15 protein-coding genes are annotated in these 18,598 nt (G+C 56.6%); 5 read left to right on the plus strand and 10 right to left on the minus strand.

The features are described from left to right. Nucleotides 1–145 precede the first annotated feature (145 nt). Nucleotides 146–1,042, minus strand: a complete 897-nt coding sequence (locus tag M2407_RS03330) for a lysine exporter LysO family protein (RefSeq protein ID WP_130015479.1) — start codon at nt 1,040–1,042, stop codon at nt 146–148. Between the two features lie 192 nt (nt 1,043–1,234). Here M2407_RS03330 and M2407_RS03335 point away from each other — a divergent pair, with 192 nt between their 5' ends. Beyond that, the gene (locus M2407_RS03335; protein WP_020826101.1) at nt 1,235–2,899 is read left to right on the plus strand and encodes an ATP-dependent endonuclease; all 1,665 of its coding nucleotides are present in this window, start codon (nt 1,235–1,237) and stop codon (nt 2,897–2,899) included. Here the strand turns inward: M2407_RS03335 and M2407_RS03340 are convergent. Next, nucleotides 2,896–3,864 (minus strand): VirK/YbjX family protein, encoded by a 969-nt coding sequence (locus M2407_RS03340; RefSeq protein ID WP_217331000.1) that lies wholly within the window; start codon nt 3,862–3,864, stop codon nt 2,896–2,898. The genes M2407_RS03335 and M2407_RS03340 overlap by 4 nt on opposite strands. A 192-nt stretch (nt 3,865–4,056) precedes the next feature. On the opposite strand from M2407_RS03340, the gene macA reads away from it, so the two are divergent. Both macA and macB read left to right on the plus strand, forming a co-directional pair. Next, nucleotides 4,057–5,172 carry a macrolide transporter subunit MacA gene (macA, locus tag M2407_RS03345; protein ID WP_232807774.1) on the plus strand — a complete coding sequence of 372 codons (1,116 nt, stop codon included), beginning with the start codon at nt 4,057–4,059 and terminating at the stop codon, nt 5,170–5,172. Continuing rightward, a complete protein-coding gene (macB, locus tag M2407_RS03350) occupies nt 5,172–7,118 on the plus strand; it encodes a macrolide ABC transporter ATP-binding protein/permease MacB (protein WP_130015481.1) in 1,947 nt (648 codons plus the stop codon). The genes macA and macB overlap by 1 nt, the downstream gene beginning before the upstream one ends. Nucleotides 7,119–7,197: 79 nt before the next feature. Here the strand turns inward: macB and cspD are convergent, their stop codons facing one another. Next, complete coding sequence (gene cspD / locus M2407_RS03355) at nt 7,198–7,419, minus strand: cold shock-like protein CspD (protein WP_004942590.1); 222 nt, start codon at nt 7,417–7,419, stop codon at nt 7,198–7,200. A gap of 359 nt (nt 7,420–7,778) precedes the next feature. Here cspD and clpS point away from each other — a divergent pair, with 359 nt between their 5' ends. Together clpS and clpA are read left to right on the plus strand one after the other, a co-directional pair. Next, complete coding sequence (gene clpS / locus M2407_RS03360) at nt 7,779–8,099, plus strand: ATP-dependent Clp protease adapter ClpS (RefSeq protein ID WP_020826105.1); 321 nt, start codon at nt 7,779–7,781, stop codon at nt 8,097–8,099. A 27-nt stretch (nt 8,100–8,126) separates the two neighbouring features. After that, entirely contained in the window at nt 8,127–10,406 is a 2,280-nt protein-coding gene (gene clpA, locus M2407_RS03365; protein WP_020826106.1) for an ATP-dependent Clp protease ATP-binding subunit ClpA, read from the plus strand. A 202-nt stretch (nt 10,407–10,608) separates the two neighbouring features. On the opposite strand, the gene infA is transcribed toward clpA, so the two are convergent. The 7 genes from infA to trxB form a co-directional block, all read right to left on the minus strand. Then, a complete protein-coding gene (infA, locus tag M2407_RS03370; RefSeq protein WP_002211347.1) occupies nt 10,609–10,827 on the minus strand; it encodes a translation initiation factor IF-1 in 219 nt (72 codons plus the stop codon). Between the two features lie 106 nt (nt 10,828–10,933). Next, entirely contained in the window at nt 10,934–11,659 is a 726-nt protein-coding gene (gene aat, locus M2407_RS03375; RefSeq protein ID WP_046374008.1) for a leucyl/phenylalanyl-tRNA--protein transferase, read from the minus strand. Between the two features lie 30 nt (nt 11,660–11,689). Then, nucleotides 11,690–13,426, minus strand: coding sequence for a heme ABC transporter ATP-binding protein/permease CydC (gene cydC, locus M2407_RS03380; RefSeq protein ID WP_128864110.1), 1,737 nt, complete (start codon nt 13,424–13,426; stop codon nt 11,690–11,692). A gap of 2 nt (nt 13,427–13,428) precedes the next feature. After that, nucleotides 13,429–15,195 carry a heme ABC transporter permease/ATP-binding protein CydD gene (cydD, locus tag M2407_RS03385; protein ID WP_259216739.1) on the minus strand — a complete coding sequence of 589 codons (1,767 nt, stop codon included), beginning with the start codon at nt 15,193–15,195 and terminating at the stop codon, nt 13,429–13,431. 176 nt (nt 15,196–15,371) lie between these two features. After that, nucleotides 15,372–15,989 (minus strand): glutathione transferase GstA, encoded by a 618-nt coding sequence (gene gstA / locus M2407_RS03390; RefSeq protein ID WP_187962600.1) that lies wholly within the window; start codon nt 15,987–15,989, stop codon nt 15,372–15,374. A gap of 97 nt (nt 15,990–16,086) precedes the next feature. Then, nucleotides 16,087–16,974 (minus strand): LysR family transcriptional regulator, encoded by an 888-nt coding sequence (locus M2407_RS03395; protein WP_259216740.1) that lies wholly within the window; start codon nt 16,972–16,974, stop codon nt 16,087–16,089. Nucleotides 16,975–17,054: 80 nt separating this feature from the next. Next, entirely contained in the window at nt 17,055–18,026 is a 972-nt protein-coding gene (trxB, locus tag M2407_RS03400) for a thioredoxin-disulfide reductase (protein ID WP_259216741.1), read from the minus strand. Between the last annotated feature and the right edge of the window lie 572 nt (nt 18,027–18,598).

Raw genomic sequence — 18,598 nt, forward strand, 5'->3', positions numbered from 1 at the left:
AAATGCTTGTTTAAGAGCATAGATCGGCAACCGAGGCTTAAAAAGGTTTTTATGGCGTAACCAAAGGGAAGTTTGATTTAGCGCAATTTCGCTGTGCGGATGGGAATTATTACGCTTTCCGGGGGCGGTGCCCCCGGAAAAGAGGTCAGGAGAACAGGGCGATCAGTACCGGTGCCAGCAGGCTTAGCAGGAAGCCATGCACAATCGCCGGTGGCACCATTTCCAACCCGCCGCTGCGTTGCAATACCGGCAGGGTAAAGTCCATGGAGGTGGCACCGCACAGGCCCAGCGCAGAGGAACGGCTGCGTCGTACCAGGCTTGGGATCAGCATAATCGCCACCAGCTCGCGTGTCAGATCGTTAAAGAAGGCTGCGCTGCCCAATACCGGACCGTAGGCATCGGTGATCAGAATGCCAGAGAGCGAATACCAGCCAAAACCGGAGGCCATGGCCAGCCCGGCTTTGATCGGCAACCCCAGCAGCTGCGCTGCCAGCGCACCGCCGGCCAGCGCACTGACCGTCACCACCACGGCCACCATCATGCCGCGTCGGTTAAGCACGATTTGGCGCAGGGTCATGCCGCTGTTGCGCAATTGGATGCCGACCAGCAACAGCAGGAAAATTAACGCGTATTCGCTGCCTTTATTGGCAAACTGCAACCATTGCCACTGGGTCAGGCCGAGCAGGAAGCCGCCGAGTACCACACCGCAGAGTTTGAGCGATTCCAGCGCCATATGCAGGCGCGAGGGCAGCTTTTCCTGTTTATGGCTGTTCCGCCACGGCATTTTATGTTCCAGCAGCGCCAGCATCAGCAGGCTGGCAGCGAGAATGCACAGGAAGAACACCGAGGCATACTGGAAAATCAGCACCAGATTACTGCTCAGATCCTCCAAAAACGCCAGGCTGATACCCATGAAAAACAGGATCACGTAAACCATCCAGCTCAGCAGACGGTTAATGGTTTGCAGTAACGTTCTGCTGCGTAATGGAACCAGGTAACCGGCAATCAGCGGTAAGAGAATAATCAGCAGTCCTGAATACATGGTGAAGCTTACGTCCTTTGTTCGGCAGATGGCGCCAAGATGACCGGCGAGGCCCCACACGCTAACCAAAACGGCGACTGGAGTAAAGCGGCAGATTTGACGTCGTCCTCTTGACCTGCAAGGGGTTTTTTGACCATGCTCAGAGAAGGTCACCCCATTAAGGACGGTGGCAGCGCGCACGGGAGGCGACAGATGTTCTTAGAGCGTATCGAGATTGCAGGTTTTCGCGGCATTAACCGGCTGTCGCTGATGTTGGACGACAACACGCTGCTGCTGGGTGAAAACGCCTGGGGTAAATCCAGCTTGTTGGACGCCTTGACCCTGCTGCTGGCGCCGGAGCAAAAGCTGTACCGTTTTGAAGGGCATGACTTTCATTTCCCTCCTGGCGAGGAAGAGGCCAAAGAACGGCATTTACAGGTGGTCTTTACCTTCTGTGAGAAAGACATCGGCCATGCTCATCTCCCCCGTTACCGCCACCTTTCGCCGCTGTGGGTCAAAGGCGAAGATAACCTCAACCGAATTTATTACCGCTGTGAAGGCGAACTGGCCGATGACGGCACGGTTTGTACCTGGCGCGGCTTCCTGGATGCCGACGGTAACGCGATGCAGTTGCATCATATTGAGCAACTGGCACATGCCATTATTCGCATCCATCCGGTATTGCGCCTGCGCGATGCGCGTTTCATCCGCCGTCTGCGGCCCAGCACGTTGAACGATGAAAACCCGGCTGACAATAAGGCCCTGTCCCAGCAGTTGGATCAGTTGACGCGAGAGTTGGTACGCAACCCGCAAAAGCTGACTAACGCCGAGCTGCGGCAGGGGTTGGCAGCAATGCAGCAACTGCTGGAGCATTACTTTGCCGAGCAGGGTTCGCAGGTCTCCCGGCCGCGTCGGCAACGGTTGGATCAAGATCAGGATCAGCAGGCATGGCGCTCCCTGGACAGCATCAACCGTATGGTGGCAGAACCTAACAGCCGTAGCATGCGGCTTATCTTGCTGGGAATGTTTTCTACGCTGCTGCAGGCCAAGGGCAGCATCAAGCTGGATCCGCACGCCCGGCCGCTGCTGCTGGTGGAAGACCCGGAAACCCGTCTGCATCCGATTATGCTGTCGGTGGCCTGGGGGCTGCTTAACCAGTTGCCGTTGCAACGGATCACCACCACCAACTCCAGTGAACTGGTGTCGCTGGTGCCGGTAGAGCATGTTTGTCGGTTGGTGCGTGAGTCCGGGCGCGTCGCCACTTACCGCCTGGGACCGCGTGGGCTGAGCCCGGAGGATGGGCGCCGCATTGCTTTTCATATTCGTTTTAATCGGCCATCTTCGCTGTTTGCCCGCTGCTGGTTGCTGGTGGAAGGCGAGACCGAGGTCTGGCTGTTGAGCGAGCTGGCGCGCCAGTGCGGATATCACTTTGAGGCAGAGGGCGTACGCGTGATCGAGTTCGCCCAATGCGGATTAAAACCTTTGCTGAAGTTCGCCCGTCGCATGGGCATTGAATGGCATGCTTTGGTGGACGGTGATGAAGCGGGGAAAAAGTACGCCAATACCGTACGCAGCATGTTGGATAACCACGACGATAACGAGCGTGACCGACTGACCGCGTTACCGGCACCGGATATGGAGCATTTTATGTTCCGCGAAGGCTTCAGCCCGGTCTACTACCGGGTGGCCTCGGTGCCGAAGAATACGCAGATGCCGGTGCGTAAGGTGATCCTCAAGGCGGTGCATCACTCCTCGAAACCCGATTTGGCGATCGAAGTAGCGATGCAAGCCGGCCAGTGGGGCACGGACTCGGTGCCGCCACTGCTGAAGAAAATGTTTTCGCGTGTGACCTGGCTGGCGCGTGGCCGCGCCGATTAGACCGAAGTAAAACGGGACTGGGCACGAAAGTGCTCTGCCATTCCCAGTTCCAACTGGTCCAGCAGTTGATAGCGACGGCGGTATTCAGCGCGTTTCTTGCTGGCCACTTCTTCTATCGGTTTGCGGGTGATGCTCTTCGGCAATAAAAAATAGCCGCTTTCAAGCATCTGGCCGCCCATGGATACCCAAAACTGATCGTAGTCGGCATGCAGCTTGTCTTTCTTTTTACTGTGATAACGCCAGTTCTGGTAGATATGGGTGGCGTTGCCGACCGCCACGATTTGCTGAATGCCCAAATGGTGGGCCAGAGCGCAAATTCCTTCCAGTGCCAGGCGTTTGGGGAACAATCCGTGACACTCCTTGGTGGCCTGCTGGATTTCAGCATGCGGTACCTGATGATTAGCTCCCTGTAACCCGCCGATAAACAGCGTCGGTTTCTGCTGATAGTGCATCAGCGAAAAAGTGATTTCCGCCAACATAATACCGTTGGCGTTACGCAGCAGCAGGGTGGCTTCGCCTTCCTTGTTCAGGTTGTCGATGGCCGCCAGTTCGAGTGACACCGCGGCGCCACTCTTGCCTTCGGCGCTGGCGAGCACAAAAGGCTTTTTCAGATGACCGAGCAGCATTTTCATTGGCATGCGTTGGGTGCTGAGATCGTAGTGGTCGCGCAGGGCAAATAAGCACTCGATTTTACTCATGTTGGCTGCCAGATACGGACGATGCAGTTTGCACGGCAGATTGGGTTGCGCGTTCAGGATCTCATCCAGCAGGGGATTGGACGCCAGCGTGCTGAGCAGGCCGCTGGTGGTGCGCCAGCAAAATAACGAACGGCCGATAAACTTCAAGCGGAATGACGTTTTTTTCCAGGCTTTACTCGGCGTCTTTTCGCCATTGATCAGCGCCGTCATCAGTTGCCAGCTGTTAAGCGGACGTGCAGATACGAGTGGGTAGCTGAGCTGTGACATGATGAAATCCTTGACTGTATTGAATGGTGCTATTTCATCAAGGCTTCACTAAACGAGAGGTCAATGCCCAACTGTAACCAAGCGTGTCTCCACATTGTGTTGAGCTAAGGTTTAGTTATTCCGCACCGTGCGTGATAATTTAGCCCCGCTGCCGCTATTGGCAGTATGAATTGCAACAGGCAGGAACCTATTTTGACGTGGTTTAAAGGACACAAACGACGCTGGATAATCGCGCTGATCGTAGCGGCGGTAATCGCTGTGCCGGCGGTCTGGCACTTTGGGCACCCGACGCCAACCCAGTTTAAAACGGTGAAGGTCACCCTGGGCAGTCTGCAGCAAAACGTACTGGCGACCGGTCAGCTCGACGCGGTTCGCAAGGTGGACGTAGGTGCGCAGGTCAGCGGGCAGTTGGAAAGCCTGTACGTCGAAATTGGCGACCGGGTGAAGAAAGGCCAGTTGCTCGGCGTGATTGATCCGCAACAGGCGAAAAACAGCATCCGCGAGGGCGAAGCGACGCTGCGTGAGCTCCATGCCCAGTTACAGCAGGCGCAAGCGGAACAACAGCTGGCGGCGGTTACGCTGCAGCGCAATCAGGCTTTGGCCAAACTGCAAGCCGTCTCGCGTCAGGATCTGGATCAGGCCGCCACACAGCTGGCAGTGAAGAAGGCGCAGGTAGGCACCATTCATGCGCAAATCGCCAAAAACCAGGCCAGCCTGGACACGGCAAAAATCAATCTGGCTTTTACCCGCATTGAAGCGCCGATGGATGGCGACGTGGTGCAAATCACCACGCTGCAAGGCCAGACGGTGATCGCGGCGCAACAGGCGCCGAATATTTTGACGCTGGCAGATCTCAGCACCATGTTGGTAAAAGCCCAGGTGTCGGAAGCGGACGTTATCAGCCTGAAGCCGGGGCAAAAAGCCTGGTTTACCGTACTGGGCGATCCTAATCGACGCTTTGATGGCGTGCTGAAAGATATCCAACCAACGCCGGAAAAGGTCAATAACGCTATCTTCTACTACGCGCGCTTTGAAGTGCCGAACCCCGAGGGGTTACTGCGTTTGCAAATGACGGCGCAGGTGCATATTCAACTGGCGGGGGTCAATCAGGCGCAAATTATCCCTTTGGCGGCCCTGGGCGATCAAATCGCGGATAACCGCTATCAGGTTTCGATCCTCAAGCAGGGCAAGGAGGAAAAGCGCGAAGTGGCGATTGGCCTGCGTAATAATATTGACGTGCAAATCCTCAGCGGACTGAATATCGGCGACGAAGTGATCGTCAGCCGCGGCGGCGCGGAGCCTCTCTAATGGCCGCATTGTTGGAACTGAGAGGCATCAGCCGTAGCTATCAGTCGGGCGATCAGACGGTGGCAGTGCTGAAGAACGTGAGCCTGAGCATCGAGGCCGGTGAGATGGTGGCCATTATGGGCGCCTCTGGCTCCGGTAAATCGACGCTGATGAATATTCTCGGCTGCCTGGATAAGCCCAGCGCCGGCGTGTATCGGGTGGCCGGGCAGGACGTGGCGACGCTCGATAGCGACGCGTTGGCACGGCTGCGGCGTGAACATTTCGGCTTTATTTTCCAGCGGTATCATTTGTTGCCGCATTTGAGCGCGGCGCATAACGTCGAAGTGCCTGCGGTATATGCCGGGCTGGGCAAGGCAGCACGACGTGAGCGTGCGGTGGCGCTGTTACAGCGCCTGGGGCTAAGTGAGCGCGTCAGTTACCGACCTAGCCAGCTTTCCGGCGGTCAGCAGCAGCGGGTCAGTATCGCTCGTGCGCTGATGAATGGCGGTCAGGTGATCCTGGCGGATGAACCGACAGGTGCCCTCGACAGCCATTCCGGTGAAGAGGTGATGACCATCCTCAAGCAGCTGCGCGAGCAGGGGCATACGGTGATTATCGTGACCCACGATCCGGCCGTGGCCCAGCAGGCTGAGCGGATCATTGAAATCCGCGACGGCGAAATCATTGCCGATTCACGCCCTGATGGGCAGAGCAACCCGAACGCCAAACCGTTGGAGATGGTTACGCCGGCGCCGTCCTGGCAGCAAACTATCGGACGTTTCCGCGAAGCCTTGGTGATGGCCTGGCGGGCAATGGCGGCAAGTAAGATGCGCACTGCGCTGACCATGCTCGGTATTATTATCGGCATCGCCTCGGTGGTTTCGATCCTGGTGATCGGCGACGCAGCCAAACAGATGGTGCTGGCAGATATCAAATCCATCGGCACCAATACGGTAGATATCTATCCCGGCAAGGACTTTGGTGACGACGATCCGACTTTCCGCCAGGCATTGAAGTACGACGATCTTGCCGCGTTGCGCGAGCAGCCTTACGTCAGCGCATTGTCGCCCAGCATCGCCAGCAGTATGCGGCTGCGGCTGGGTAACGTTGATGTTGCAGCCAACGTTAACGGCGTCAGCGAACAGTTTTTCCGCGTGTACGGCATGACCTTTACTGAGGGCGTCGGCATTGATCAACTGCAGGTGCAATCACAGTCGCAGACGGTGGTGATCGACGCCAATACCCAGCGCCGCCTGTTCCCGAATCAGAAAGAGGTGGTAGGCCGGGTGATCCTGGTGGGCAATATGCCGGCGACGGTAGTGGGGGTAGCGAAGGAAAAGCAATCTATGTTCGGCAGCAGCAAGACGCTGAACGTCTGGGTGCCCTACAGCACCATGGCCAATCGGCTGATGGGGAACGCCTATTTTGATTCGATTACCGTGCGCATTCGTGATGGTTACAACAGCCAGGAGGCGGAGCAACAGCTGACGCGCTTGCTGACGCTGCTCCACGGCAAGAAAGACGTCTTCACCTATAATATGGACAGCCTGGTGCAGACCGCAGAAAAAACTACGCGTACGCTGCAGCTGTTTTTGACGCTGGTGGCGGTGATATCACTGGTGGTCGGCGGTATCGGCGTGATGAACATCATGTTGGTATCGGTGACGGAGCGCACGCGTGAGATAGGCATCCGCATGGCGGTGGGGGCACGCTCCGGCGACGTACTACAGCAGTTTCTGATTGAAGCGGTGCTGGTGTGTCTGGTCGGCGGTGCTTTGGGGATTACGCTGTCCTTTGCCATCGGCCTGTTGGTGCAGTTGGTGTTGCCGGGTTGGCAAATCAGCTTCCCTCCGGCGGCCCTGTTGAGTGCGTTTGTCTGTTCCACCGCTATCGGCGTGGTGTTCGGTTATCTTCCGGCCCGCAGCGCGGCGCGGCTTAACCCGATTGACGCGCTGGCACGCGAATAATCAGCGAATAAAAAATGCCAGTCACACGGCGGCTGGCATTTTTTAGCGGGGTGTTTCAAACTGACTCTGTGGATGCGCGTTAGGCCAGGGCCTCGCTTTCCAGTGGCACAATAAGACTCGCATGGTTCCCTTTTGGCCCTTGGTGCACATCAAAACTGACCTGCTGGCCGGCTTTGAGTGTCCGGTACCCATCCATCTTAATCGTAGAATAATGGGCGAATATGTCTTCGCCGCCGCCTTCAGGACAGATAAACCCAAACCCTTTGGCGTTGTTGAACCATTTAACAGTACCCGTCTCCATGCTTTTACATCCCTCGCAACGCTATTTTTAGGTGAGATGAATAACTGAATTCGCACCCGCCAGAAGCAGGTAGCAGATGAGCCTGAAAGTGGTTAAAACACCACCAGCTCACGAATTTACACTCTAGAGCAAATGATCATCACGTCAAGGGATCGGCTTTTGTCGGCAGGGAGCAGTTCATCAAAGTTTGAAGCAGGTAACGATCTTGACATTGTTTGGTAACAATTCGTCAGAGATTTTTGCGCACGTTCCAGTGCGGCGGGATGATGGCGAAGATGATAAAATAGTAATGATACCCCACTTTGAATAACCGGAACCTGTCCCCATATTAAAGGACAGAGCAGAGAAGATGAGCAGCGATGGGCAATAACAACGGTTGGCTAAATTTCGAACATTTGGCCGAGGAAAAACAAATCGATGCGGTAAAACCGCCGTCTATGTATAAAGTTATACTTAACAACGACGATTACACACCGATGGAATTTGTGATTGACGTTCTGCAAAAGTTCTTTTCTTATGATATTGAACGCGCAACGCAACTGATGCTCACGGTCCACTATCAAGGCAAGGCGATCTGCGGTGTCTTTACCGCCGAGGTGGCGGAAACCAAGGTCGTCCATGTGAACCGTTATGCGAGGGAGAACGAGCATCCGTTGCTTTGTACGCTAGAAAAAGCCTAGATTTAGGCAACTATTGGGGAGGTGCTTATGCTCAATCAAGAACTGGAACTCAGTCTCAACATGGCTTTCGCCAGAGCGCGTGAGCACAGACACGAGTTTATGACCGTGGAGCACCTGTTGCTGGCGTTACTCAGCAACCCTGCCGCGCGAGAAGCGCTAGAGGCATGTACGGTGGATCTGGCCGCGTTACGCCAGGAGCTGGAAGCCTTTATTGAACAAACCACGCCGACGCTGCCCGCCAGCGAAGAAGAGCGCGACACTCAGCCGACGCTCAGCTTCCAGCGCGTACTGCAGCGTGCGGTATTCCATGTGCAATCTTCCGGCCGCAGCGAAGTCAGCGGCGCCAACGTACTGGTGGCGATTTTCAGCGAGCAGGAGTCGCAGGCGGCTTACCTGCTGCGCAAACACGACGTCAGCCGTCTCGACGTAGTGAACTTCATTTCACATGGCACACGTAAAGACGAGCCGGGCCAAGCGCCGAATGCGGAAAACCCGGTGAATGAAGAGCAGTCCGGAGGGGAAGACCGTATGGAAAACTTCACCACCAACCTCAACCAGTTGGCACGGGTAGGCGGCATCGATCCTTTGATTGGCCGTGACCCTGAACTGGAGCGTGCTATTCAGGTACTGTGCCGTCGTCGCAAAAACAACCCGCTGCTGGTGGGGGAGTCTGGCGTCGGTAAAACGGCGATTGCCGAAGGCCTGGCCTGGCGCATTGTGCAGGGCGACGTTCCGGAAGTGATGGCGGACTGCACGCTGTATTCATTGGATATCGGTTCATTGCTGGCCGGTACCAAATACCGTGGCGACTTCGAAAAACGTTTTAAAGCGCTGCTGAAACAGTTGGAACAGGATAAGAACAGCATTCTGTTTATCGATGAGATCCACACCATCATCGGCGCCGGTGCGGCTTCCGGTGGGCAGGTAGACGCCGCCAACCTGATTAAACCGCTGCTCTCCAGCGGCAAGATCCGGGTTATCGGTTCCACTACTTACCAGGAATTCAGCAACATTTTTGAAAAAGACCGCGCGCTGGCTCGTCGCTTCCAGAAAATCGACATTACCGAGCCGACGCCGGAAGAGACCATTCAGATCATCAACGGCCTGAAGACCAAGTACGAAGCGCACCACGACGTGCGTTATACCGCCAAAGCGGTGCGTGCGGCGGTCGAGCTGTCGGTGAAATACATCAACGACCGTCATTTGCCGGACAAGGCTATCGACGTGATTGACGAGGCGGGCGCCCGCAGCCGGTTAATGCCGGTAAGCAAACGCAAGAAAACCGTCAACGTGGCCGACATCGAATCTGTGGTGGCGCGTATTGCGCGTATCCCGGAGAAAACCGTGTCGGCGAGCGATCGCGACGTACTGAGAAGTCTGGGCGATCGTCTGAAAATGCTGGTATTCGGGCAGGATCAGGCGATTGAAGCGCTGACTGAAGCGATCAAGATGAGCCGTGCTGGTTTGGGGCACGATCGCAAGCCGGTCGGTTCCTTCCTGTTTGCCGGGCCAACCGGCGTCGGGAAAACCGAGGTGACGGTGCAGCTGGCGAAGGCGATGGATATTCAGCTGCTGCGTTTTGATATGTCCGAGTATATGGAACGTCATACCGTCAGCCGTCTGATTGGCGCGCCTCCGGGCTACGTCGGTTACGATCAGGGCGGTCTGCTGACCGACGCGGTGCTCAAGCATCCGCACTCGGTGGTGCTGCTGGATGAAATCGAGAAGGCGCATCCGGACGTGTTCAACCTGTTGTTGCAGGTTATGGACAACGGTACCCTGACCGATAACAACGGCCGCAAAGCGGACTTCCGCAACGTGATCCTGGTGATGACTACTAACGCCGGGGTACGTGAAACCGAACGTAAATCGATTGGTCTGGTGCAGCAGGACAACAGCACCGATGCGATGGAAGAGATCAAGAAAGTGTTCACGCCGGAATTCCGTAACCGTCTGGACAACATTCTTTGGTTCAACCATCTGTCGACCGAGGTGATCCAGCAGGTTGTCGATAAGTTTATCGTCGAACTGCAGGCGCAGCTGGATGCGAAGGGCGTGTCGTTGGAAGTGAGCGATGAAGCGCGTGACTGGCTGTCGGTGAAAGGCTATGACCGTGCAATGGGCGCTCGTCCGATGGCGCGTGTGATGCAGGAAAACCTGAAGAAACCGCTGGCCAACGAATTGCTGTTTGGTTCACTGGTGGACGGCGGTTCGGTGAAAGTCGAGCTGGACAAGGACAATCAGAAACTGACTTACCACTTCCTCAGCGCCTCGATGCGTAAAGCGGATGAAGGTGCGGTGCACTAAGGCCGGGTCAGATAAAGAAAAAGCGATGCTTCGGCATCGCTTTTTTTATGGGTGAATTTCACCACAACAGAAATGATTGAGCCCTCTCAGTTTACCTGCGCTCTCGCAACTCGATGTTGAACGTTGCTACGGGGGTAAACGGAAAGGGCTCCGGAGGCATTACATCCTCGGTGCCGCCATCGGCTGGCGACGAGTGAGCCGATTAACGGCTACGGAAGACAATGCGGCCTTTGCTCAGGTCGTACGGGGTCAGCTCTACAGTGACTTTGTCGCCCGTCAGGATGCGGATGTAGTTCTTACGCATTTTACCGGAGATATGTGCGGTTACCACGTGCCCGTTTTCCAATTCAACGCGGAACATGGTGTTCGGCAGCGTATCAAGAACGGTGCCCTGCATTTCAATATTGTCTTCTTTGGCCATCGAATCCTCTAGGTCTAACTACCTTAGTTTTTAACCGGCAAGATAATGCCGAAAAACCCACATTATGTAAAGAAGTGTCGGCGAACATTGCACCGTTTCCGCAAAATTAGTTTGTTGGGGAGGGTGGTTCAACCTGCTGTGGGGGTAACACTTGCGGTGCCCAACACTCTGGCGCTAATGGCTTGCGCTGAAGTTGGCTGAGCTGCTGCAAAAATTGTCTTCGGGGGATCTCTTTCGCTCCCAGCGTGGCAGTGTGAGCGTTAAGCACCTGACAGTCAATCAATTCTCCGCCATAAGCGGCAAAATGACGGCAAAAAGCCATCAAAGCGCATTTGGACGCGTTGGGGGTACGGCTAAACATGGATTCGCCGCAGAACAGGGCGCCCTGGGCCACGCCGTACATGCCCCCCACCAGCTTGTCATCCTGCCACACCTCTATCGAATGGGCGAAACCGAGGCGGTGCAGGTGCAGATAAGCGCGCTGCACCTCCGGGCCAATCCAGGTGCCTTCCTCCGGCCGATCGGCACAGGCGGCGATCACCGCCGCAAAGTCGTGATTTAGCGTGACGCGGAAGGGGTTGCTGCGCAAAAAGCGTTTCAGACTGCGGCTGATATGGCGTTCGGCAGGAAACAGCACCGCCCGTGGGTCGGGCGACCACCACAAAATGGCCTCCCCGGGGGAAAACCAAGGAAAAATGCCGCGCTCATAGGCAGCCAATAGACGAGGCGCTGTCAAATCACCGCCGATAGCCAGCAAACCGTTAGGATCGCGCAGTGCGCCCTCAGGAGAGGGGAACACCAGCGACTGCGATGACAGCTTAACAATGCGCATATAAGGTCTCAGCGTCCTCTACAGGCCCTTTTACAGCGGTATACCGCTGATACGTTGACGGAACTGGGCATAACGCCCCTGCTGACGCATCAGGCTGAGGTGATCGCCTTGCTCAACGATGCGCCCACCGTCCATCACGCAAATTCGGTCAAGGTGTTCCAATCCATACAGGCGGTGGGTCACCAGGATCAGCGTTTTTCCCTGGCAATGTCGGCGCAGCAGCGCCAGGATCTGCTGTTCGGTTTCGGCATCCAGACCTTCGGTCGGCTCATCGAGCAACAACAGCGGCGCCTGATGCAGCAATGCGCGAGCAATGCCCAGACGGCGCTGCTCGCCGCCGGAAAGCTGTCGGCCACCGTCTCCCAGCCAGGCGTTGAGCCCCTCGTTTTCCAGCAGCTTGTCCAACCCGACCTGCTGCAACACTTCGCGCAACTGTTCGTCGGTCGCCGTTGGGGCGGCGATGCGCAAGTTTTCGCGCAGCGTATCGCTAAAGATGTGTACTCGCTGACTGACGACGGTGGTCATCTGACGCAGCGTGGTTTCATCGTAAGCGGCCAAGGGATGGCCGTTGAGCAGCATCTGCCCGCTGTCGGCGTTCCAGGCGCGGGTGAGCAACTGCAGCAGGGTCGATTTACCGCACCCGGTGCGGCCGAGCAATGCAATATGTTCACCGGCGGTAATCTCCAGCGTGACGTCCTGCAACACCGGCTGCGGCTGGCCGGGATAGGTAAAGGTAACCTGTTGCAGACTTAGCATGGCACCGTTTTCGGCAGTTGGACCATCGGCAGGGAAGGTCACTTCCGGTTGTCGATCGATGACCTGCTTCACCCGCGTGGCGGAAGCTATCACCTGTCCCAGGTGCTGGAAGGCGCCGGCTACCGGCATCAAGGCTTCAAACGAAGCCAGGGCGGCAAACACGAACAACGCAATCAGCGCGCCGGGTTGGCTGTCGCCACCGATACCGGCAGCGGTGAGCCACAACATCAACGTCACGGTCAGGCCGCTGGCCAGGATCATCAAAGCCTGTGCCATGCCGCCCAACGAAGCTTGCTGCCACTGACGGCGCTGCCACTGTTTTTCAGTGGCATCCAGAGCCGCGCGGAACTGATCCACGGCACCGAATACCACCAGCTCAGCCTGGCCCTGAAGCCAGGCAGTCAGATCGGTACGGTACTGGCCGCGCAGGGCGGTCAACTGGCCGCCAATCGGCTTGCCGGCACCGTAAAATACCGGCGGCACCAGCAGCAACAGCAACAGCAGGATGCCGCCCAGCGTCAGGGCCAGTGAAACGTCCAGCCAGCTCAGGCCGTAAGTCACCACGACAATCACCACGGCGGCGCTGACCAGCGGTGAAATTACCCGCAGATACAGATGATCCAGCGTATCGACATCCGCCACCAGTCGATTCAGCAAATCGGCCTGTCGGAAGCGGGCAATGCCTCCCGGCGACAGCGGCAGGATCTTTTTAAAGGTGAAGACCCGCAGATGAGACAGCACACGGAAGGTGGCGTCGTGGCTGACGACCCGTTCGGCATAGCGCCCGGCGGTGCGGAAAATGGCGGCACCACGCACGCCGGCCGCCGGCAGCATGTAGTTGAAGGTAAACAGGCCCGCCAGCCCGGCCAGGGCGGAGGCGGCGAGGAACCAACCGGACAGAGCCAGCAGGCCGATACTGGCCAGCAGCGTGATGATGGCCAGCAGAATGCCCAGACAAATCAGCAGGCTGTGACGACGGTACAGCGCCAGGAACGGCAGCAAAACGCGCATGATTATAGATCCCCGCGGCGGTGAGCGATCAGGTTGGCAAACAGGCCCGGTTGGGCGCTCAGCGTGACGTAATCACCTTGCTGGACGATGTGTCCGCCTTCCATTACCCAAATCTGGTCGTAATCTTCGGTATCTTCCAACTGGTGAGTCACCAGCAGCGTGGTTTGTTGATGCGAAGCCGCATTCAGCGCCTGCATGACTTGCCGCTCGCTGTGGGCGTCGAGACTTGCGGCCGGTTCATCCAACAGCAGCAAACGGCGCGGGCTGATCAACGCCCGGGCGACTGCCACACGTTGCGCTTGCCCGACGGACAGGCGCGCGGCGTTATCGCCGACTTCGGTATCCAGACCCAGCGGCAGATACGGCAGGATCTCGCCGACATAGGCGTCCTCCACGGCCTGTTGCAGTTGGGCTTCGCTGGCCTGCGGATTGCCCAACAGTATGTTGGCGCGCAGCGTTTGCGCCGGTAGGTGCGGATTTTGTCCTACCCAGCCGAGTTGCTGGCGCCAGCCTTCGGCGGCCAGTTCGCGCAGTTCGATACCATTAATCCGCAGAGAACCGCGATAGGGTAAAAACCCGAGCAGCAGGTTCAGCAACGAACTTTTCCCGGCACCACTTAACCCGACCAAGGCAATGCGCTGGTTGGCGGGCAGAGTGAAGCTCAGCGGCCCGGCCAGCAGCACGCCATTGGGCGACAGGATCTCCAGATCCTGCGCTTGCAGCTCCAGCGGCGCATTGGCGTCGAGGATTTGTGTGCCATTGCCCATTTGTTCGCCCTCGGCGCTGAGAAAGGTTTCCAGCGCTTCGGCGGCACCCACGGCTTGCGCCTTGGCGTGGTAGAAAGTCCCCAGATCGCGCAACGGCTGGAAGAACTCCGGTGACAGGATCAGCACCAGGAAGCCGGCAAACAGCGTGACGCCGGTGCCATAACTGCCGAAATTAAGTTCGCCAAGGAACGAGAAGCCAAAATAGACCGCCACCACGGCGATAGAAATGGAGGCAAAGAACTCCAGCACCGCCGATGACAGGAAAGCCAGACGGAGCACCTCCATGGTGCGGCTACGGAAGTCTTCAGACGATTTGGCAATCTGCTCGGTTTCCGCCTGCGCCCGATTGAATAAGCGCAGCGTGTCTAACCCACGCAGGCGGTCGAGGAAGTTACCACTCAGGCGTGCCAGCGCCACGAAGTTGCGTCGGTTGGCATCGGCGGCACCCATGCCGACCAGCGCCATAAACATGGGGATCAGCGGCGCGGTGGTCAACAGAATCAGACCGGCGGCCCAGTTGATCGGGAATACGGTGATCAGGATCAGCAGCGGGATAAACACCGCCAGATACATCTGCGGTAAATAACGGGAATAGTAGTCCTGCATATCCTCGATCTGTTCGACGATGATGCTGGCCCAACTGCCGGCCGGTTTTCCCTGGATCCAGGCGGGGCCGAGTTGTTGCAGTTTATCCAGCACCTGCTGGCGCATGCGCTGGCGGATCACTTGTCCGCAGATAAAGCCGACGCGTTCACGCAGCCAACTCAGCACGGCCCGCAGCGCGAAGGTGGCAGCCAACCAGATAAACGACGCAATCAACTGTTCACGTGGCGCCTGTTCGATAATCAGGGCGTGGAGCAGGGCGGCCAACAGCCATGCTTGAGCGACAATAAGCATGCCGCTGATTAGCCCCAACAACATGGAAAGGCGCAACCAACGCTGCGCCAGGGTGCTCTGAGTTTTGAGCCAACGGGTTAATTGCTGCTGTCTGGTTTTTTTCATCAGATATGAGTCTGCGTCGCCGGTGCCTATTGTTACAGGCAAGGTTAACGTACTGTTAAAAAAAGTGTTTGCCCCAACCTGAAGCGAACAAGTGAAGGCCAATGTTACCTCTTCACCCGGCAGACTGAAAATAATAAAGCGGTCAAATATCGCTATAACAGACCGCGATAGCAGGATTAGGGCACCGCTTGACTGGCTGCTTCCGCCGCCAGGGCGGTTTGCACGGATCTGCGCTGGCTAATCAGCGACATATAACGGGTTATCGATGGCCAGTATTTTAGGTCGATGGAAAACTGATCCATCCAGCGCAGTACGGTAAACAGATAGGCATCCGCGACGCTGAAAGTTTCTCCCAATAGAAACGCCGGTTCGTCCAGCGTCTGAGCAACAAAATCGAGGCGGGGTCGCAGCTTGTCGCGAAACAGCGTTTTGACCTCTTCCGGCAGGGTTGAGTTGAACAGCGGGCTGGATCCCGCGTGGATCTCGCTGGTAATGAAGTTCAGCCACTCCTGCAAGCGCACCCGTTCGAAGGTCGAGTTTGGTGGGGCCAGCCCGGCCTCAGGGCGCAAATCCGCCAGATACTGCACGATGGCAGTGCCTTCGGTGATCACCTGCCCGTCGTCCAGCATCAGCGCGGCGACGTAACCTTTGGGATTAACCCGATAAAAGTCTCCGCCGTCGGCGCTGCGCTTGGTGCGGTTATTGACGCGGATCAGTTCGAACGGCAAATCCAATTCCCGCAGCACGATATGTGGCGAGAGGGAGCAGGTATCGGGCGCAAAATAGAGTTTCATCGGCATATTCCTGAGGCAAAAGCGACATCGCTTGGCCGTCAGAATGCCGTCGGCGCCGCCGGCAGAAAAATTAGAATCTCAGAAACCCGGTATCAGCTCAGCTACTGACGGGCAACGGCAAATGATCCTGTAGAAAGTGCAACAGAGTTTGCACTGGCGCGGAGCTTGCACCGGCGAATGAACAAACCAGGCCAAAATGGCGATAAAGTGGCGCGCTCAGCGGCAGGGCGCAAATGCCTGGCGTATCGGCCGGTATCACCGATGCGGGCACCAGCGATACGCCGATCCCTTCACGTACCAGCGTCAGCGCGGTGTTCCAGTCACTGACGGTGACGCGGACATCCGTCAGCGCCAAACCTGCCTGCTGCGCCAGCAACTGAGCATTGAGCTGGCAACCTCCGGTAGCCAAGACAAACGGCTGTTTGACCAGTTCATTGAAATCTATCGGCTGGCGGTTTCTGGCAAGCTTATGAGCAGTGGCCGTCACGGCAAGCCATAGGTCTTTTCCCAGCGGGTGGCTTTGCCGTTCCGGTTTCGGATTCAACACTATGCCCACGTCGGCAGCTTCTAATGCCAGCCAGTTTTCGACCTCCAGATCGGTGCCTTCCAACTGCACCAGTTCAATGGCGGGAAAGCGGCGGTGAAATTTGCGTAGCAACGGGGGTAACAACAGCGCAAATGCTGAAGGGAAACTGGCCAGGCGTATTTTGCCGGCGTGTGAACTTTGCGCCTGCTGCGCGCAGTGTTGGATTGCATTGAGTTCGGCCAGCATGGCGCGGGCATGGCTGACAATCTGTTCACCACTTTGCGTTAGCGTAACGCTGTGCGGTAGCCGAACCAACAACGGAGTGTTCAACGCCTCTTCCAACTGAGCGATAGCCTGACTGGCGCCAGACTGTGTCATGCCGCATTGACTTGCCGCCAGGGTGATCTTGCCGCTGTCGGCTACGGCAACCAACAGACGCCAGTGGAGAAGATTCTGCATCGAAGACCCGCCTGATGATGTTTGAGATACAAAAAAAGCGGCTAATAAATAGCCGCTTTTCAGGATGACAGTCTGTGCCGTTACAGAACTTCTGCGTCGGCAATACCGTCCAGATAACGTTCTGCGTCCAGCGCAGCCATACAACCGGTCCCGGCGGAAGTGATCGCCTGGCGGTAGATATGGTCCATCACGTCGCCAGCGGCGAATACGCCCGGAATGGTGGTTTGGGTGGCATTGCCGTGAATGCCGGACTGCACCTTGATATAGCCGTTTTCCAGCTCCAGCTGGCCACCGAAAATGCTGGTGTTCGGGCTGTGGCCGATGGCGATAAACACGCCGGCCAGCGCCAGTTCACGCGTTTCATTTTCCGCTTTAGTGCTGCGAATGCGTACGCCGGTAACGCCCATTTCGTCACCCAGCACTTCGTCCAGAGTGTGGTCGGTGTGCAGCACGATATTGCCGTTTTTCACTTTCTCCATCAGCCGGTTGATCAGGATCTTCTCTGAACGGAAGCTGTCGCGACGGTGGATCAGGTGAACTTCGGCAGTGATGTTGGACAGATACAGCGCTTCTTCTACCGCCGTATTGCCACCACCTACAACGGCGACTTTCTGATTACGGTAGAAGAAACCGTCGCAGGTAGCGCAGGCGGAAACGCCTTTGCCTTTGAAGGCTTCTTCTGTCGGCAGGCCAAGATAGCGGGCTGATGCACCGGTGGCGATAATCAGCGCATCACAGGTGTATTCGCCACTGTCGCCAAACAGACGGAATGGACGGTTCTGCAGATCAACGCTGGTGATATGGTCAAACACGATCTCGGTCTGGAATTTTTCTGCATGCTCACGCATACGCTCCATCAGCGCCGGACCGGTCAGGTCTTCGGCATCACCCGGCCAGTTCTCCACTTCGGTGGTGGTGGTCAGCTGACCCCCTTGTTCCATACCGGTAATCAGCACCGGGCTCAGGTTGGCGCGCGCTGCGTAAACCGCGGCGGTGTAGCCAGCCGGGCCGGAGCCCAGAATCAATAATTTGCTGTGTTTAGCCGTGCCCATGAATAACCTCTTTTCCCACAATGGCGGACAATGGATTCGATTGTAGGGAAAATGCGGCATTAAAAAAAGCGTCAGGGGATGTTGTTAACGATTTGTTTGATAGTCATTGCCTATTAATTATTGTTTTGCTGCTTAAGCGAGCGCAAAACGTAGCAATTTAACTTATGGAAGCCGCTTGCGGGCGTTTGGCACTCAAACGGCCGGAAACAGCACATTAAGCGGGTTTAAGTGCCTTGCCCACGGCGTTTTTAAGCCAGCGATTCATAACTAAAAACGGGGTGCTAACTTTTCATGACGGTACGTTCTTCTGATTTTGCTTCTTTTACTTTGACAATCCGCTGCGCATTTGCGAAAACATCATAGGAAGAAGAAATTATCCTCCCACCTGCAGTAAATCGTACGTATTTGCGGCGTTGGCGCAGGATTTTGCGCCGTTGCCGGATCTGCGTACGGCAGGGGAGGAACATCGCGCAAGCGAATGGCACCTTTCTTCTTGCTTAAAACACCTTGTGCAGAGTTTGACAGACAGGCTGCGCAGCGGTGAATGATGGTAGTGAAGCATATGACAGGCA

This window comes from Serratia sp. BIGb0234, assembly GCF_024809915.1.
GTDB lineage: Bacteria > Pseudomonadota > Gammaproteobacteria > Enterobacterales > Enterobacteriaceae > Serratia > Serratia liquefaciens.

Bases quoted from the DNA above. Each gene is read 5' to 3' on its own strand.
- M2407_RS03330 (WP_130015479.1), bottom strand. From the start codon at position 1,042: ATGTATTCAGGACTGCTGATTATTCTCTTACCGCTGATTGCCGGTTAC.
- M2407_RS03335 (WP_020826101.1), top strand. From the start codon at position 1,235: ATGTTCTTAGAGCGTATCGAGATTGCAGGTTTTCGCGGCATTAACCGG.
- M2407_RS03340 (WP_217331000.1), bottom strand. From the start codon at position 3,864: ATGTCACAGCTCAGCTACCCACTCGTATCTGCACGTCCGCTTAACAGC.
- macB (WP_130015481.1), top strand. From the start codon at position 5,172: ATGGCCGCATTGTTGGAACTGAGAGGCATCAGCCGTAGCTATCAGTCG.
- cspD (WP_004942590.1), bottom strand. From the start codon at position 7,419: ATGGAGACGGGTACTGTTAAATGGTTCAACAACGCCAAAGGGTTTGGG.
- clpS (WP_020826105.1), top strand. From the start codon at position 7,779: ATGGGCAATAACAACGGTTGGCTAAATTTCGAACATTTGGCCGAGGAA.
- clpA (WP_020826106.1), top strand. From the start codon at position 8,127: ATGCTCAATCAAGAACTGGAACTCAGTCTCAACATGGCTTTCGCCAGA.
- infA (WP_002211347.1), bottom strand. From the start codon at position 10,827: ATGGCCAAAGAAGACAATATTGAAATGCAGGGCACCGTTCTTGATACG.
- aat (WP_046374008.1), bottom strand. From the start codon at position 11,659: ATGCGCATTGTTAAGCTGTCATCGCAGTCGCTGGTGTTCCCCTCTCCT.
- cydC (WP_128864110.1), bottom strand. From the start codon at position 13,426: ATGCGCGTTTTGCTGCCGTTCCTGGCGCTGTACCGTCGTCACAGCCTG.
- cydD (WP_259216739.1), bottom strand. From the start codon at position 15,195: ATGAAAAAAACCAGACAGCAGCAATTAACCCGTTGGCTCAAAACTCAG.
- gstA (WP_187962600.1), bottom strand. From the start codon at position 15,989: ATGAAACTCTATTTTGCGCCCGATACCTGCTCCCTCTCGCCACATATC.
- M2407_RS03395 (WP_259216740.1), bottom strand. From the start codon at position 16,974: ATGCAGAATCTTCTCCACTGGCGTCTGTTGGTTGCCGTAGCCGACAGC.
- trxB (WP_259216741.1), bottom strand. From the start codon at position 18,026: ATGGGCACGGCTAAACACAGCAAATTATTGATTCTGGGCTCCGGCCCG.